At 71.9% G+C, this 14,824-nt stretch carries 16 protein-coding genes; 11 read left to right on the top strand and 5 right to left on the bottom strand.

The window, feature by feature from the left end:
• Window positions 1–128 precede the first annotated feature (128 nt).
• Together ACIRQY_RS33460 and ACIRQY_RS33455 are read right to left on the bottom strand one after the other, a co-directional pair.
• The gene (locus tag ACIRQY_RS33460; protein ID WP_403931992.1) at window positions 129–1,535 is read right to left on the bottom strand and encodes an ATP-binding protein; all 1,407 of its coding nucleotides are present in this window, start codon (window positions 1,533–1,535) and stop codon (window positions 129–131) included.
• Window positions 1,536–1,553: 18 nt separating this feature from the next.
• Complete coding sequence (locus ACIRQY_RS33455) at window positions 1,554–2,264, bottom strand: response regulator transcription factor (protein ID WP_403931989.1); 711 nt, start codon at window positions 2,262–2,264, stop codon at window positions 1,554–1,556.
• A gap of 276 nt (window positions 2,265–2,540) precedes the next feature.
• Here ACIRQY_RS33455 and ACIRQY_RS33450 point away from each other — a divergent pair, with 276 nt between their 5' ends.
• The 8 genes from ACIRQY_RS33450 to ACIRQY_RS33415 all read left to right on the top strand — a co-directional run bounded on the left by ACIRQY_RS33450 (window position 2,541) and on the right by ACIRQY_RS33415 (window position 9,222).
• On the top strand, window positions 2,541–3,338 hold the full coding sequence (locus ACIRQY_RS33450) for an amino acid ABC transporter ATP-binding protein (RefSeq protein WP_403931986.1): 798 nt from the start codon (window positions 2,541–2,543) through the stop codon (window positions 3,336–3,338).
• A gap of 54 nt (window positions 3,339–3,392) precedes the next feature.
• Window positions 3,393–4,214, top strand: a complete 822-nt coding sequence (locus tag ACIRQY_RS33445; protein WP_403931984.1) for a glutamate ABC transporter substrate-binding protein — start codon at window positions 3,393–3,395, stop codon at window positions 4,212–4,214.
• A 120-nt stretch (window positions 4,215–4,334) separates the two neighbouring features.
• Entirely contained in the window at window positions 4,335–5,009 is a 675-nt protein-coding gene (locus tag ACIRQY_RS33440; RefSeq protein WP_403931981.1) for an amino acid ABC transporter permease, read from the top strand.
• Window positions 5,006–5,896 (top strand): amino acid ABC transporter permease, encoded by an 891-nt coding sequence (locus tag ACIRQY_RS33435; RefSeq protein ID WP_403931979.1) that lies wholly within the window; start codon window positions 5,006–5,008, stop codon window positions 5,894–5,896. Before ACIRQY_RS33440 ends, ACIRQY_RS33435 begins: the two co-directional genes overlap by 4 nt.
• Before the next feature lie 190 nt (window positions 5,897–6,086).
• A complete protein-coding gene (locus ACIRQY_RS33430) occupies window positions 6,087–7,967 on the top strand; it encodes an FAD-dependent monooxygenase (RefSeq protein WP_403931976.1) in 1,881 nt (626 codons plus the stop codon).
• Between the two features lie 32 nt (window positions 7,968–7,999).
• Window positions 8,000–8,086: a putative leader peptide gene (locus ACIRQY_RS33425; protein ID WP_315986099.1), complete on the top strand. Its 87-nt coding sequence runs from the start codon at window positions 8,000–8,002 to the stop codon at window positions 8,084–8,086.
• A gap of 96 nt (window positions 8,087–8,182) precedes the next feature.
• On the top strand, window positions 8,183–8,818 hold the full coding sequence (locus ACIRQY_RS33420; RefSeq protein ID WP_403931974.1) for a cysteine dioxygenase: 636 nt from the start codon (window positions 8,183–8,185) through the stop codon (window positions 8,816–8,818).
• Window positions 8,815–9,222, top strand: a complete 408-nt coding sequence (locus ACIRQY_RS33415; protein WP_351791103.1) for a rhodanese-like domain-containing protein — start codon at window positions 8,815–8,817, stop codon at window positions 9,220–9,222. The genes ACIRQY_RS33420 and ACIRQY_RS33415 overlap by 4 nt, the downstream gene beginning before the upstream one ends.
• A 360-nt stretch (window positions 9,223–9,582) precedes the next feature.
• Here the strand turns inward: ACIRQY_RS33415 and recX are convergent, their stop codons facing one another.
• From recX to ACIRQY_RS33400, 3 genes are all read right to left on the bottom strand, one after another.
• Window positions 9,583–10,149 (bottom strand): recombination regulator RecX, encoded by a 567-nt coding sequence (recX, locus tag ACIRQY_RS33410; RefSeq protein ID WP_351791105.1) that lies wholly within the window; start codon window positions 10,147–10,149, stop codon window positions 9,583–9,585.
• A 4-nt stretch (window positions 10,150–10,153) separates the two neighbouring features.
• Window positions 10,154–11,287 (bottom strand): recombinase RecA, encoded by a 1,134-nt coding sequence (gene recA, locus ACIRQY_RS33405; protein ID WP_403931971.1) that lies wholly within the window; start codon window positions 11,285–11,287, stop codon window positions 10,154–10,156.
• 480 nt (window positions 11,288–11,767) lie between these two features.
• Window positions 11,768–12,217, bottom strand: a complete 450-nt coding sequence (locus ACIRQY_RS33400) for a PTS glucose transporter subunit IIA (protein ID WP_403931968.1) — start codon at window positions 12,215–12,217, stop codon at window positions 11,768–11,770.
• Window positions 12,218–12,485: 268 nt separating this feature from the next.
• Here ACIRQY_RS33400 and ACIRQY_RS33395 point away from each other — a divergent pair, with 268 nt between their 5' ends.
• From ACIRQY_RS33395 to ACIRQY_RS33385, 3 genes are all read left to right on the top strand, one after another.
• On the top strand, window positions 12,486–13,289 hold the full coding sequence (locus ACIRQY_RS33395) for a helix-turn-helix transcriptional regulator (RefSeq protein WP_403931965.1): 804 nt from the start codon (window positions 12,486–12,488) through the stop codon (window positions 13,287–13,289).
• Window positions 13,290–13,321: 32 nt separating this feature from the next.
• Window positions 13,322–13,831: a DUF3291 domain-containing protein gene (locus ACIRQY_RS33390; RefSeq protein WP_403931962.1), complete on the top strand. Its 510-nt coding sequence runs from the start codon at window positions 13,322–13,324 to the stop codon at window positions 13,829–13,831.
• A 61-nt stretch (window positions 13,832–13,892) separates the two neighbouring features.
• Window positions 13,893–14,798: an NAD-dependent protein deacetylase gene (locus ACIRQY_RS33385; RefSeq protein ID WP_403931960.1), complete on the top strand. Its 906-nt coding sequence runs from the start codon at window positions 13,893–13,895 to the stop codon at window positions 14,796–14,798.
• Window positions 14,799–14,824: the final 26 nt, after the last annotated feature.

The raw sequence follows: 14,824 nt of genomic DNA, 5'->3' as shown, positions 1-14,824 counted from the left end.
CCGTCAGGTCCGATGGGTACCCACCCCCAACGCCGCTCACAGAGAGTTCAACGAGCCCTTCAGCAACGGGACACGGCAGATCTCAAACGCGGTCTTAGGGGTTCCCATTACAGGGCGGCCACTCACGGTCATGACCGTGACAAGCGCTCTGACGCGTGGCGCGGGACGGTGACCGTCACCCGCAGGCCGTGCGGTGCGTTCGGGGCGAAGGCGAGGCCGCCGCCGCCCGCCGTGAGCAGCACCCGGGTGATGGAGAGGCCGAGGCCCGAGCCCTTCACGTTCTGGTGGCGTCCCGAGCGCCAGAAGCGGTCGCCGACCCGGCTCAGCTCCTCGTCGGTGAGGCCGGGACCGTGGTCGGCGACGACGACGGAGACGTCCGTACGGCCCGGGGCGACGGCCACCGTGACCTCTTCTCCCGGGGGTGTGAACTTCAGCGCGTTGTCGATGACGGCGTCGAGGGCGCTGGAGAGCGCGACCGGATCGGCCCAGGCGGTGACCGCCCCGCACTCCCCGGTGAGGGCGACCCCCTTGTCGTCGGCGACCGGCCGCCAGGACGCGATCCGTTCGGCGGTGAGCGCGCCCACGTCGATGAGCCGCAGCTCTGCGGCCGTGTGCTCGGCGAGCGCCAGGTCGAGGAGGTCGTCGAGGACCTGGGCGAGGCGCCTTCCCTCGGTCCGTACGGAGGCGATCTCCTCGTTGCCCTCGGGGAGTTCGAGGGCGAGCAGCTCGATCCGCAGGAGCAGCGCGGCCAGCGGGTTGCGGAGCTGGTGGGAGGCGTCGGCGACGAAGGCCCGCTGCTGTTCGAGGGCTTCTTCGACGTTGTCGGCCATCTCGTTGAACGAGCAGGCGAGGCGCCGCAGTTCGGGCGGGCCGCCGGTCGCGGCGACCCGGGAGTTCATCCGGCCGGTGGCGATGTCGTGGGTGACGGAGTCGAGCACGCGGACCGGCCGCAGGACCCAGCCGGTGAGCCGGAAGGCGGCACCGACGGCGACGAGCATGGCGACGGCCTCTCCGGCGAAGATCAGCAGCCAGCCGCGCAGGATGCGGGAACGGAGCGGCCCGGTGGGCGAGTCGGTGACGACGACGGCGACGACGTCCCCGTCACGGACGACGGGCGAGGCGATGATGAGCCGGGCGTCGCGCTGCCAGGGCCAGACCTGCGGCGGGTCGTGGCTGCGGCGGCCGAGCAGCGACTCGTTGAAGGCGCGCCGGCCCTCCCCGTCGTAGGGGACGACCCAGTCCTCGGGGGCGGCGGCCATGGCACGGTTGTCGCGGTAGAAGATCCCGGTACGGATGTCGTACACGTCGTGGTAGCTGGCGAGTTCGCCGCGCAGGGTGGTACGCCGTTCGTCGGTGCCGGGGCTGGTCTCGCTGACGAACTGGGCGAGCGCGGCGAAGCGGGCGGCGTCGTCGAGCCGGTCGACGACGACCCGCTGCTGTTCGGCGGCGGCGAGGCTGGCGGCGAGCGGGAAGCCGAGGGCGAGCAGGACGCCCGCCATCAGGACGATGAGCAGCGGGAGGAGGCGGGTGCGCACGGAGGGGCCGTTCTGCGGTCAGGCGGCGGGGGCGACCAGCCGGTAGCCGACGCCCCGCACGGTCTCGATGAGGGCGGGCATCCGCAGTTTGGAGCGCAGGGAGGCGACGTGGACCTCCAGGGTGCGGCCGGTCCCCTCCCAGTTGGTGCGCCAGACCTCGCTGATGATCTGTTCGCGGCGGAAGACGACTCCGGGGCGCTGCGCGAGGAGCGCGAGGAGGTCGAACTCCTTGCGGGTGAGGGGGACGCTCTCGCCGTGGACGCTGACCCGCCGGGTGGGCAGTTCGATGGTGACGGGGCCCAGCCGCAGCAGCGTCCCGTCGGCGGGCGCGCCGCCGGGGGTCTCCTCGGCGGGGCCGTTGCGCCTGCTGACGGCGTGGATGCGGGCGAGCAGTTCGCCGGGGTCGTAGGGCTTGACGACGTAGTCGTCGGCGCCGAGGTTGAGCCCGTGGATCCGGGAGCGTACGTCGCCGCGCGCGGTCACCATGATCACCGGGGTGGTGGTGAGCTTCCGGATGCGGCCGCAGACCTGGTAGCCGTCCTGGTCGGGGAGGCCGAGGTCGAGCAGGATCACGCCGAAGGAGGGGCGCTCGCCCTGTGCGGTGGGCAGGACGGCCTGGAGCGCCTCCTCGCCGCTGCGGGCGTGGGTGACGGCGAAGCCGTGCTTGGCGAGGATCGCGGAGAGGGCGGCGGCGACGTGGTCGTCGTCCTCGACGAGCAGCAGTCTCATGCGTACCTCCTCCTCCGTGAAGATGTCCTGATGGCGGCTCTCTGTGTACCAGGTGCCACCGGAGCATGAACACAGAACATGGGTGTGGCCGTCAAGTGTCCCCCGGTGACGGTGGTGCTTCCGCCCCGCGTCCGGTACGGCCCGGAGCGCCCTCTTCACACAGAGTGTCCGGTTGCGGCCCGATCGTTATCCTCAATTTCCGCTCAGATGTGATGACGGTCATCACATCGGGTCTCTAGTGTCCTCCCCAACCGAGGAGGACGGAGCAAGAGGCCGATGAGCGGAGAGTCAGTGTCCAAGTCCGTGCCCAGGGGGCCGGAGGACGCCCCGCGCGCCGCGGACGACCTGGTCGTACTGTCCGGTGTGAACAAGCACTTCGGCGCACTGCATGTCCTCCAGGACATCGATCTGACGATCAGCCGCGGCGAGGTCGTGGTCGTCATCGGACCTTCCGGGTCCGGCAAGTCGACGCTGTGCCGCACGATCAACCGGCTGGAGAGCACCGACTCCGGCACCATCACCATCGACGGCAAGCCGCTGCCCGCCGAGGGCCGGGAGCTGGCCCGGCTGCGTTCCGACGTCGGCATGGTCTTCCAGTCCTTCAACCTCTTCGCGCACAAGACGGTGCTGGAGAACGTGATGCTGGGCCAGATCAAGGTCCGCAGGACGGAGAAGAAGGCCGCCGAGACCAAGGCCCGCGCCCTGCTCGAACGGGTCGGCGTCGGCACCCAGGCGGACAAGTACCCGGCACAGCTCTCCGGTGGTCAGCAGCAGCGCGTGGCGATCGCCCGCGCGCTCGCGATGGACCCCAAAGTCATGCTGTTCGACGAGCCGACCTCCGCGCTCGACCCCGAGATGATCAACGAGGTCCTGGAGGTCATGCAGCAACTGGCCCGGGACGGCATGACGATGGTGGTCGTGACCCACGAGATGGGCTTCGCGCGCTCCGCCGCCAACCGGGTCGTCTTCATGGCGGACGGCCGCATCGTCGAGCAGGCGACGCCCGAGGAGTTCTTCAGCAACCCGCGCAGCGACCGGGCCAAGGACTTCCTCTCCAAGATCCTTCACCACTGAGTGAGTTCGAGCCTGTTCTTCCCCACTCACTTCTCGACCAAGGGACATTCCTCGATGAAGCTTCGTCGCACCTCCGCCGCCGCCGCGGCCGCCGTCGTCCTCGCCCTGACCGCCTCCGCCTGTGGCACCGGCTCCGATTCCGGCAGCAACGGCGACAAGATCAACGTCGGCATCAAGTTCGACCAGCCCGGCCTGGGCCTGAAGACCCCGGACGGCAAGTACGCCGGTTTCGACGTGGACGTCGCCCGCTACGTGGCCAAGGAGCTCGGCTTCGCCGAGGACAAGATCAACTTCAAGCAGGCGCCCAGCGCCGAGCGCGAGAACCTGATCAAGAACGGTGACGTCAAGTTCGTCGTCGCCAGCTACTCGATCAACGACAAGCGCAAGAAGGAGGTCGACTTCGCCGGTCCGTACTTCCTGGCCCACCAGGACCTCCTCGTGCGCGCCGACGACAACTCGATCACCAAGGTCGAGGACCTCAACGCCAAGAAGCTCTGCTCGGTCACCGGCTCGACCTCCGCGCAGAACGTCCGCGACAAGCTCGCCCCGAAGGCCGACCTGCGCCAGCTGGGTGGCTACTCCGAGTGCCTGACCGGCCTGGAGAACAAGCGCGTCGACGCGCTCACGACGGACGACTCCATTCTCGCGGGCTACGCGGCGCAGAAGGAGAACCAGGGCAAGTTCAAGCTCGTCGGCCTCCGGATGAGCGACGAGAACTACGGCATCGGCCTCAAGAAGGGCGACGACGAGCTGCGCGGCAAGATCAACAAGGCGCTGGAGAAGATGGTCTCCGACGGCACCTGGGAGAAGCTCGTCAAGCAGCACTTCGGCCCCTCCGGCTACAAGTACGAGCTCGCGCCGAAGGTCGCGAGCTGATCCGACGCACCCCGGCAGTGGCGGCCGCCCCCAACCGGGGCGGCCGTCGCACCGGCACCGGCCGCTGCCCACGCACCGGCCCTCCACACCGACCGACCACCAGGGGAGAGCGCGGGCATCGTGTTCGACTTTCTTGATTCCGGGCAGTACGACCTGCTCGGCGCCTTCTGGGTGACGGCGCAGCTCGCCCTCTACTCGGCCGTCGGCTCGCTGGTCTGGGGCACCGTCCTCGTCGCCATGCGGGTCAGCCCCGTCCCGCTGATGCGGGCCTTCGGCACCGGTTACGTGAACCTCGTCCGCAACACACCGCTGACCGTCGTCATCGTCGCCTGTTCACTGGTGCTCGATCAGACCCTCGGCATCACGCTCGGGGCCAACGACTCGACCACCATCGGATTCCGGCTCGCGATCCTCGGACTGGTCGCCTACACCGGCACGTTCGTGTGCGAAGCGATCCGCTCCGGCATCAACACCGTCCCGCCGGGCCAGGCCGAGGCCGCCCGCGCCCTGGGCATGAACTTCGTCCAGGTGCTGACCCTGGTGGTGCTCCCTCAGGCCTTCCGCGCGGCGGTGACCCCGCTCGCCAACGTCCTGATCGCCCTCACCAAGAACACCACCGTGGCCGCCTCGATCAGCGCCGCCGAAGCGGCGTTCCTGATGAAGGAGATGATCGAGAACGAGGCCGACGCGCTCTTCGCCGTCTTCAGTCTCTTCGCCCTCGGTTTCCTCATCCTCACCCTCCCCACCGGCCTCATCCTGGGCTGGGCGGCCAAACGACTGGCGGTGAAGCGATGAGCTCCGTCCTCTACGACACTCCCGGGCCCCGCGCCAAGCGGCTCAACGTGGTCTTCACGATCGTCTTTCTCGCGGTCCTCACGGTGATCGGCTGGTGGGTGCTCTCCGCCCTGGCCGACAAGAACCAGCTCGCGGCCGACAAGTGGAGCCCGTTCATCACGGACTCCCGGGTCTGGACGACGTATCTGCTGCCCGGTCTCACCGAGACCCTCAAGGCCGCCGCGCTCTCCATCCTGATCGCGCTGCCGCTCGGCGCGGCCCTGGGCATCGGCCGGCTGTCGGACCACCGCTGGGTACGGGTGCCCGTCGGCGCGGTCGTGGAGTTCTTCCGCGCCATCCCGGTGCTGCTCCTGATGATGTTCGCCAGCGCCGTGTACGCGCAGTTCACCCCGGTCAGCTCCGACTTCCGTCCGCTGTACGCGGTGGTCACCGCCCTCGTCCTCTACAACGCCTCGGTGATCGCCGAGGTCGTACGGGCCGGTGTGCTGTCGCTGCCCCGAGGCCAGAGCGACGCGGCCGTGGCGCTGGGGATGCGCAAGGGCCAGACCATGCTGTCCGTGCTGCTCCCGCAGGCCGTGACCGTGATGCTCCCCGCCCTGGTCAGCCAGCTCGTCGTGATCGTCAAGGACACCGCGCTCGGCGGCGCCCTCCTCGGCTTCACGGAGCTGCTCAGCCAGAACCGGCAGATCACCGCCAACTACGGCGCCAACACCATCGCCACCTTCACCGTCATCGCCCTGATCTACATCGCCCTCAACTCGCTCCTCACCACCCTCGCCGGGTATCTGGAGAAGCGGCTGCGGCGCGGTGGGAAGTCCGGCGCGGTCGTCCTTCCCGCCCAGGCCGGAGCGCCCGAACCCAAGTCGGAAGCCGTCACCGGCGCCTGACCCGACCGGCCCCCGGAGCAACGGGGCTGGGCCGGAACGGTACTGACCCGAGGTCAGCCGCACCGCGCCCAGCCCGGCGCTTGACGCAAGCACCCTCAGTGGGTTGCATACGTTCTGTGATCAACCACCGGGCTCGTGCCACACTCGACTGTGCTGCCCTCATGACCGTCCGGCCTTCAGGAGCCGCGCCGTGGACCCGGTGATCATCGTGGGCGCGGGGCCGGTCGGCCTCGCGCTCGCCCTCGCGCTCGCCGCGCAGGGCGTGCCCAGCGTCGTCCTCGACGAGGGCGACGGCAAGGACGAGCCCCGTCCCGCCCGCAGCGTCGTGCTGCGCGCCGACACGGCCGCCATGGTCGAACGGCTCGGCTGCACCACCCTCCGTGACGAGGGCCTCCGCTGGGTCGGCTGGCGCGGGGTGCGCCGCCGCCAACTGGTCCGCCACCTCACCCTCGACCTGGGCCTCGGCGGTACGGAGGAGTGGTCCGAGGACCCCGAGGCCCCCTCCGCCCCGGCCGCGCCGCTGCACATCCCCCAGCACGCCCTCGCCCGGGGGCTGCGCGACGCCCTCTCCCGGCAGGATCTCGTCACCGTCGTCACCGGGGCCGGGCTCGACGGCATCGAGCAGGACCGGAACGGCGTGATCGCCCACACCCGGGGCCCCGGGGGCACCTGGTGGCGCGGCAGCCATCTGGTCGGCTGCGACGGCGCCCGCTCGACCGTACGGAAGCTGCTCGGCATCCGCTTCCCCGGCCGCACCGCCGTCGAACGGCACGCCGTCGCCGCCCTCCGCACCGAACTCCCCTGGCCCGGCGAGGCCCTGTTGCACCGTCAGCCGCCATGGCGCGGCGCGCCCGACGAGATCACCGCCCGGCCGCTGCCCGACGGGGTGTGGCGGATCGACTGGCTGCTGCCGCCGCGCGGTGACCTCGTCACTCCCGACGCCCTGGTCGCCCGCATCCGCGAGACCCTGGCCGGGTGGTGCGAGGGGGTGACGCCGCCGTACGAACTCATCGACACCGGCGTGTACACGCTGCACCACCGGCTGGCCCGCCGCTGGCGCGTCGACCGGGTCTTCCTCGCCGGGGACGCGGCCCATCTGCTGGGCGCGGTCGGCACCCAGAGCCTCGACGAGGGCTTCCGGGACGTCCACAATCTGGCCTGGAAACTCGCCCACACCTGGCACCACGGCGCCTCGGAACGGCTCCTCGACAGCTACCAGAGCGAACGCCGCCCGGCCGTCGCCGACCGGCTGCGCGCGGCGGACCAGTCGCTGCCCGCCCTGCGCGGCGGCGGCGGACTGCGCGCCTACCTCCCCGGGGCGGGGCGCGGCCACGACGCCCTCCTCGCCGACGGACACGTGGGACGCGGACCGCTCGGCGCACCCCCCGCGCACCCCCACTCCCCTCTCGCCCCGGAGCCGACCGAGGGGCGCGTCCCGGTCGGCACCCCCACGGGCGCCCCGGTCGAGGACGTACGGGTGACCGCGCCGGACGGCACGACCGTACGGCTCAGGGACCGGCTCGGCCACGGCCGTCTCCTGGTCCTCCTGGTCGCCCCCGGCACCGGGGTCTGGGACCGGCGGCACTGGCGGGGTGCGGGCGTGATGCCCCGGCTCGAAGAGGCGGTACGCGCGCTCCCCGCGAAGGCGGAGGTCCTGGTCACCGAGGCGTACCCGGGCGCACCGGCCCACGCCGTCCTGCTCGTCCGGCCCGACGGGCACCTCGTCGCCGCCTTCTCGGGAGTCCGCCCCGAGGAGCTGTACGCGGCGGCGGACGCGGTACGCGGCGGCTCGCCGCACTCCGAGACGGAGCCCGGCACGGAGCCCGCGGCAGAGACGGGTGCGGGGACAGGGGCGGGGGCAGGGGCGGACGCGGGGTCCGGCACCGGACCGGACGCCGACAGCGGGACCGGTGCCGGGCGCGGCACCGGGGCGGGTGCCAGAAGCGGCACCGGGAACGGCCCGAGGAAGAAGTCGAAGAGCGGAGCGAAGGCCGAAGCACAGTCCGACGTGAAAGCCGACGCGAAGGCGGGCGTGTCCACGGGGAGTGACCGCACAGCGGACACGCGTTGATTCCCACCGGCGCGCATGGTGTACTCCGGAACGTGACCGACACCTATGCGCGCCTGTGGCGGAGGGTCCATATGGACCTCGTCCGCTACGCGGGCTGCGTGTGTCGCCCGTCCTGCTGATCTCGCTCTCCATTTCCCCGCGCGCCCCGCCGCCACCCGGCTCCCGTCCGTGTGCCGTGCCGTCGCGCGCCCTCGGCGAACCCAGGACGGTCACCCATGTCTTCCACCGCGCCCGCGCACCTCCCGAATCCGGCCGGCGCCCCCGCGCCCGGCTCCCTCCCCTCCCCCGGTCCCGCCCCGGTCTCCACCGCCAGTACCGCCGTCGTTTCCGGCGCGGTGGGCCCGCCGGGTGTTTCCCGCAGGCCGACGGAGGCCGACCTCCTCGACTTCGTACGGCGCACCGCCGCCGACCGGGCACTGGTCGACTCCCTGCCGCTCGACCCCGAGGGCCGCACCTGGGTGCGGCTCGACGGGCCCGGCGGCAGCGAGGCATGGCTGATCGGCTGGCCACCCGGCACGGGCACCGGCTGGCACGACCACGCCGAATCACTGGGCGCCTTCGCCACCGCGCACGGCACGCTGACCGAGAACGCGCTCGCCGTCCGGCTGCCCGCGACCGGCTGGAAGACCCTGGAGCTGGCTGACGGCCTCGACCGTTCCCGCCATCTCCCGGAGGGCGGTGGCCGCGCCTTCGGCCGCCACCATGTGCACGAGGTCCTCAACGAGTCCTCCGACACCCACGCGGTGTCGGTGCACGCCTACTATCCGCCGCTCCCCCTGATCCGGCGGTTCAGCCGGACGGGCGCGGTGCTCCGTCTTGAGCAGGTCGAGCGTCCGGAGGACTGGCAGTGAGCACGGGACGTGTGGGCATCGACGAACTCCTGGAACAGGTCAGGGCGGGTATCGACCGGATCGAGCCCCGGGCCGCGTACGGGGCGTACCAAGCGGGCGACGCGCTCCTGGTGGACACCCGCTACGCGGCCCTGCGCGAACGGGACGGTCTGATCCCGGGCGCCCTGGTCGTGGAACGCAACGAGCTGGAATGGCGGCTCGACCCCCTGGGCAGCCACCGCGCGGCGGAGGCGGACAGCCACGACCTGCGGGTGGTGGTCCTGTGTAACGAGGGTTACGCCTCCTCCCTCGCGGCGGAGTCCCTGCGCCGTCTGGGCCTGCACCGGGCGACGGACCTGATCGGCGGCTTCCAGGCGTGGAAGGCGGCGGGCCTCCCGGTCCTCCTCCCCAAGCCCGCGCCCTGACGGACACCCGCCGTGGCGGGTGGAGCCGAGGGGACGACAGCAAGTCCCCTCAGCCGCCGACCCCAGCCCGCTGAACCACCCGAAGCCGAGCAGAGGACCCCGGGCTGCGGGCAGACCGCGGGCGACGGGCAACGGGCAACGGGCAACGGGCAACGGGCAACGGGCAACGGGCAACGGGCAACGGGCAACGGGCAACGGGCGACGGGCGACGGGCGACGGGCGACGGGCGACGGGCGACGGGCGACGGGCGACGGGCGACGGGCGACGGCGGAAACGACCGGCCCGGCCTTCCGGTGCGGTCGTGGATCCTCACCGGCCTTCCGGACGGGCTCCCCGGGTCCTTCTGATCTTCCCCCGAGATCAGAAGGACTCGTCGAGCCCGTCCGTGTCCTCGCCCTCCGCCTCCAGCGCCTGGCGGACGACCCTGAGGGCCATGCCCTCCGGGTAGCCCTTGCGGGCGAGCATCCCGGCGAGTCTGCGCAGTCTCCGGTCGCGCTCCAGGCCACGGGTGGAGCGCAGTTTGCGGTCGACCAGCTCGCGGGCCGTGGCCTCCTCCTGCTCGGAGTCGAGCCGCCCCACCGCCTCCTGGACGAGAGCCGGTTCGACGCCCTTGGTCCGCAGCTCCCGGGCGAGGGCACGGCGGGCGAGCCCCCGGCCGTGGTGCCGGGACTCCACCCAGGCCCCGGCGAAGGCGGCGTCGTCGATGAGTCCGACGTCCTCGAAGCGGGAGAGGACCTCCTCGGCCACCTCGTCGGGGATCTCCCGCTTGCGGAGCGCGTCGGCGAGCTGTTTGCGCGTGCGCGGGCTCCCGGTGAGCAGGCGCAGGCAGATCGCCCGCGCCCGCTCAGCCGGTTCCTGGGGTGACAGTTCCTTCTCGGCCCTCGACGAGTCGGGACTGTCACCCGGCCATTCGGTACGACCGGTCACCGGTTCAGCTCTTGACCGCGGTGACCTTGGCCGCCTTCACGGTCTTGCCAGCGGCGGCCGGGGCGGTCTTGGCCGCGTCGTCCGCACCGGTCGCGTCGGTGCTCGCGGCCGCGTCCGCCGCGTCGGTCTTCCCGGCATCGGGCCGGACGCCGACGCCCAGCTTCTCCTTGATCTTCCGCTCGATCTCGTCGGCGAGGTCGGGGTTGTCCTTCAGGAAGTTGCGGGCGTTCTCCTTGCCCTGGCCCAGCTGGTCGCCCTCGTACGTGTACCAGGCACCGGCCTTGCGCACGAAGCCGTGCTCCACGCCCATGTCGATCAGACCGCCCTCACGGCTGATGCCCTGGCCGTAGAGGATGTCGAACTCGGCCTGCTTGAAGGGGGGCGCGACCTTGTTCTTGACGACCTTGACGCGGGTGCGGTTGCCGACCGCGTCCGTGCCGTCCTTGAGGGTCTCGATACGGCGGATGTCGAGGCGCACCGAGGCGTAGAACTTCAGGGCGCGGCCACCGGTCGTGGTCTCCGGCGAGCCGAACATCACGCCGATCTTCTCGCGGAGCTGGTTGATGAAGATCGCGGTGGTCTTGGACTGGTTGAGCGCGCTGGTGATCTTCCGGAGCGCCTGGCTCATCAGCCGGGCCTGGAGGCCGACGTGCGAGTCGCCCATCTCGCCCTCGATCTCCGCACGCGGGACGAGCGCGGCGACGGAGTCGATGACGATCAGGTCGAGGGCGCCGGAGCGGATCAGCATGTCGACGATCTCGAGGGCCTGCTCGCCGTTGTCCGGCTGGGACAGGATGAGGTTGTCGATGTCGACGCCGAGCTTCTTGGCGTACTCGGGGTCGAGGGCGTGCTCGGCGTCCACGAAGGCCACCTGGCCGCCGGCCTTCTGGGCGTTGGCGACGGCGTGCAGGGTCAGGGTCGTCTTGCCGGAGGACTCCGGTCCGTAGACCTCCACGACACGGCCGCGCGGCAGGCCGCCGACGCCGAGCGCGATGTCGAGCGCGGTCGATCCGGTGGAGATCACCTCGATCGGCTCCTGGACACGGTCACCCATGCGCATCACGGCGCCCTTGCCGAATTGGCGTTCAATCTGTGCGAGCGCGGCGTCGAGCGCCTTCTCGCGGTCGGTTCCTGCCATGGGTTCCACCCGGTTTGCTTGAGTCGATCGCTTCATGGGAAAGACGCTAACCCCTGCCACTGACAACGGGCTCCGACGTCCCCTCCGGCCTGTGGACAACTTGCCGACAAGCCCGCGATTCCAGGGGCCGGACTTCCATGAGAATGGATGTTCGATTTCAGTGTCAAGCGTGACACGACCCCACCCGAGGCGGATCGAGCCCACCCGGCGATGTCCGGTCGGCGACGATTCGTCCCACCGGACATCACCCGCCGGAGCCGTGGAATCCGTCCGCCGGAGTCGTGGAATCCACTCACCCGAGCCACCGGCACCACCGGCCGACGCCACTGACACCAATGCCGCCGTCGACCGAGACCGTGGCGCGCCGGAGCCGCCCGCGAGAACCCCGCGGACGGCTCCGGCGGACCGGACTTCCACAGACCTGACCCCGAGGAGCGTCACCGCCGCGCGACCGCGACGCCCCACCCCGTACCCGGCGGGTCAGTTCCAGACGAAGAGCTCACCACCCGCGGCGATCTCCCCGGACTCGGCCACGCCGCTCAGCTGCTCCGCCGACGCCTCCAGGGCCACGACCGGGGAGATGGGCGACTTGCCCGCCGCCTCGACGGCCGCCGGGTTCCACTTGACGACGGGCTGGCCCCGCTTGACCCGGTCACCCTTGTGGACCAGCAACTCGAAGCCCTCGCCGTTCAGCTGGACGGTGTCGATGCCGAGGTGGACGAGGACGCCGTGCCCGTCCTCGTCCATCACGACGAAGGCGTGCGGGTGCATGGAGACGACCTGGCCGTCCACGGGGGCCACGGCCTCGATGGGCTCGCGCGGGGGGTCGACGGCGGTACCCGGTCCGACCATCGCACCGGCGAAGACGGGGTCGGGCACGTTGGCCAGCCCGACGGCACGACCGGCCAGCGGCGACGTCACGGTAGTCATGAGGAAGAGCCTTTCCGAGGAAACGGGCCCACGGCGGACGCCGGGCACCCATAGGCGCCCCCGCCCAGGGGATTCCACGGAACGCGGGAGCGCGACCCCCATCCTTACCAACCGAACGCGCACGCCGTAACACGTTGCGTGACTTTCGGTCAGGAGCGGTCGCCATTCCGCCGAGTGACGCACATCTCGCCGCACCCGCCCGCGCGGACACCGTCCACCCGATCGGCCACCCTCTATCGCCAACCCGCGTTGTTCCTAGAATGGCGTGGTGAAGGACATCGACGCGATCACGGCGCTCCAGGACCCGGTCCGGCGCCGCCTGTACGAGTACGTGGCGGCCCAGGGCCGCGAGGTCGGCCGGAACGAGGCAGCCGAGGCCACCGGGGTGACGCGCACGCTCGCCGCGCACCACCTGGACAGACTGACCGGGGCGGGCCTGCTGGAGAGCGGCAGCCGACGCCTGACGGGCCGCTCGGGCCCCGGGGCCGGGCGGCCCGCCAAGGTCTACACGCGCGCGCGTGCCGAGCACGCGGTGTCCCTGCCCTCCCGGGACTACCTCACCGCCGCCGAACTGCTCGCCGAGGCCGCCGAGCGGGCCGGTCTGGACGTGGAGCTCCGCACCGCCGCGCGCCGCAGGGGCGAGGCCCTGCGCGGCCCCGCCACCCCCTGCGGCAGCCTGGCGGAGGCCATGGAGACCCTGGCCGCACGGGGTTACGAACCCCACCTCGAACCGGCCGACACCCTCGCCCGCACGGAGGGCGCCGGTAGCGACCGAATCACCGGGGCCGTCGGAGCGCCCGGAGCGGCGCCGGAGGCGACCGGACCGGCACCCGTCACACCCGGAGCCGTCGGACCGGCGGAGGCGGCGCCGGAGGCGCCCCCGGCCGTCGTCCGGATGCGCAACTGTCCCTTCCACTCCGTCGCCGAACGCTTCCCGCCGCTCGTCTGCGGCATGAACCTCGCCCTCCTGGAGGGCCTGCTCGGCACCGGCGGCGCCGTCCGGGCCCGGATGGACTCCCGTCCGGGCGAATGCTGCGTCGTCGTCGAAGATTCTAAAAACAATCAAGATTGACATAGAAATCCGCGCCGTGCTGGGATGAGGCCATGACTGCGTCCCCGCCTGCCGCGCACCTCGCCCAGCTCAATGTGGCCACGCTCCTCCACCCCCTCGACGACCCCCGTGTCGCGCCCTTCGTCGAGATGCTCGACACGGTCAACGCCGCCGCCGACGCCGCGCCCGGCTTCGTGTGGCGCCTCGTCGCGGACGGGGCCGCCGACGCCACCGCCCTGCGTCCGGCCGGTGAGGACGTCATCGTCAACATGTCGGTGTGGGAGACCCAGGAGGCCCTGTGGGACTTCACCTACCGCAGCGGGCACCTGGAGGTGATGCGGCGGCGGCGCGACTGGTTCGAGCGGCACGCGGCGGCGCACCTGGTGCTGTGGTGGGTGCCCGCCGGTCACCGTCCGACCGTCGCCGAGGCCCTGGAGCGGCTGGCGGACCTGCGGGAGAACGGGCCGTCCCCGCGCGCGTTCGCGTTCGCCTCCGCCCACACCGCCGCCGAGGCCGCCGAGCACGCGCGCGTGGCACCCGTCGAAGACCCCACGGTCGTCTGAAGGGATTACGGGCCGGGGCCGCGACGGGCCGTGACGGCGGAAGGTTCCGTACTCTGGCGTCATGCGCACGCGCCCCACGCTCAGCTGGACCCCGGACGGGGATCTCCCGCCGGGCACGACGGACCTGGAGCCGGTCGTCGGGGCCCTGCGCACCGGCCGCGTGCTGGTGCTCAGCGGGGCCGGGATCTCGACCGAGTCGGGCATCCCCGACTACCGGGGCGCGGGCGGCAGCCTGAGCAGGCACACGCCGATGACGTACCAGGACTTCACCGCGAGCGCGGGGGCCCGGCGGCGGTACTGGGCCCGGAGCCATCTCGGCTGGCGCACCTTCGGGCGGGCCCGGCCCAACGACGGGCACCGGGCGGTGGCCGCGTTCGGACGGCGGGGGCTGCTCGGCGGGGTCGTCACGCAGAACGTCGACGGTCTGCACCAGGCGGCGGGCAGCGCCGGGGTCGTGGAGCTGCACGGAAGCCTCGACCGGGTCGTCTGTCTCCGCTGCGGCGACAGGAGCGCCAGGCGCGCACTGGCCGAACGCCTGGGCGAGGCCAACCCCGGGTTCGACCCGGTGCCCGCCGCGATCAACCCCGACGGGGACGCCGATCTCACCGACGAGCAGGCCGCGGACTTCCGGGTGGCCCCGTGCGTGGTGTGCGGCGGGGACCTCAAACCGGATGTCGTGTTCTTCGGGGAGACCGTGCCCGTGGAACGGGTGGAACACTGCCGGGAACTGGTGCGCGCCGCTTCCTCGGTCCTGGTGCTGGGCTCCTCCCTGACGGTGATGTCGGGGCTGCGGTTCGTCCGTCAGGCCGCCGACGCCGGTACGCCCGTGGTGATCGTCAACCGCGACCCCACCCGCGGCGACAAGTTCGCCGACGCCCGGATCGCCCTCCCGCTCGGAGAGGCCCTCGCCACCGTCGCCGGACGCCTCGGCGTCCCTCTCGTCGAGGACGGGCCGACGGCGGTCTGAGGACGGCCGGGGGCGCGGCGGCCGTC

It is taken from the genome of Streptomyces sp. NPDC101490 (assembly GCF_044767145.1).
Taxonomy (GTDB): Bacteria; Actinomycetota; Actinomycetes; order Streptomycetales; family Streptomycetaceae; genus Streptomyces.
The sequence above is the reverse complement of the archived record's forward strand: the minus strand, read 5'-3'. Positions and strand labels throughout refer to the sequence as shown.

Bases quoted from the DNA above. Each gene is read 5' to 3' on its own strand.
- recA (WP_403931971.1), bottom strand. From the start codon at position 11,287: ATGGCAGGAACCGACCGCGAGAAGGCGCTCGACGCCGCGCTCGCACAG.
- ACIRQY_RS33400 (WP_403931968.1), bottom strand. From the start codon at position 12,217: ATGACTACCGTGACGTCGCCGCTGGCCGGTCGTGCCGTCGGGCTGGCC.
- ACIRQY_RS33385 (WP_403931960.1), top strand. From the start codon at position 13,893: ATGCGCACGCGCCCCACGCTCAGCTGGACCCCGGACGGGGATCTCCCG.
- ACIRQY_RS33420 (WP_403931974.1), top strand. From the start codon at position 8,183: ATGTCTTCCACCGCGCCCGCGCACCTCCCGAATCCGGCCGGCGCCCCC.
- ACIRQY_RS33450 (WP_403931986.1), top strand. From the start codon at position 2,541: ATGAGCGGAGAGTCAGTGTCCAAGTCCGTGCCCAGGGGGCCGGAGGAC.
- ACIRQY_RS33390 (WP_403931962.1), top strand. From the start codon at position 13,322: ATGACTGCGTCCCCGCCTGCCGCGCACCTCGCCCAGCTCAATGTGGCC.
- ACIRQY_RS33435 (WP_403931979.1), top strand. From the start codon at position 5,006: ATGAGCTCCGTCCTCTACGACACTCCCGGGCCCCGCGCCAAGCGGCTC.
- ACIRQY_RS33455 (WP_403931989.1), bottom strand. From the start codon at position 2,264: ATGAGACTGCTGCTCGTCGAGGACGACGACCACGTCGCCGCCGCCCTC.
- ACIRQY_RS33445 (WP_403931984.1), top strand. From the start codon at position 3,393: ATGAAGCTTCGTCGCACCTCCGCCGCCGCCGCGGCCGCCGTCGTCCTC.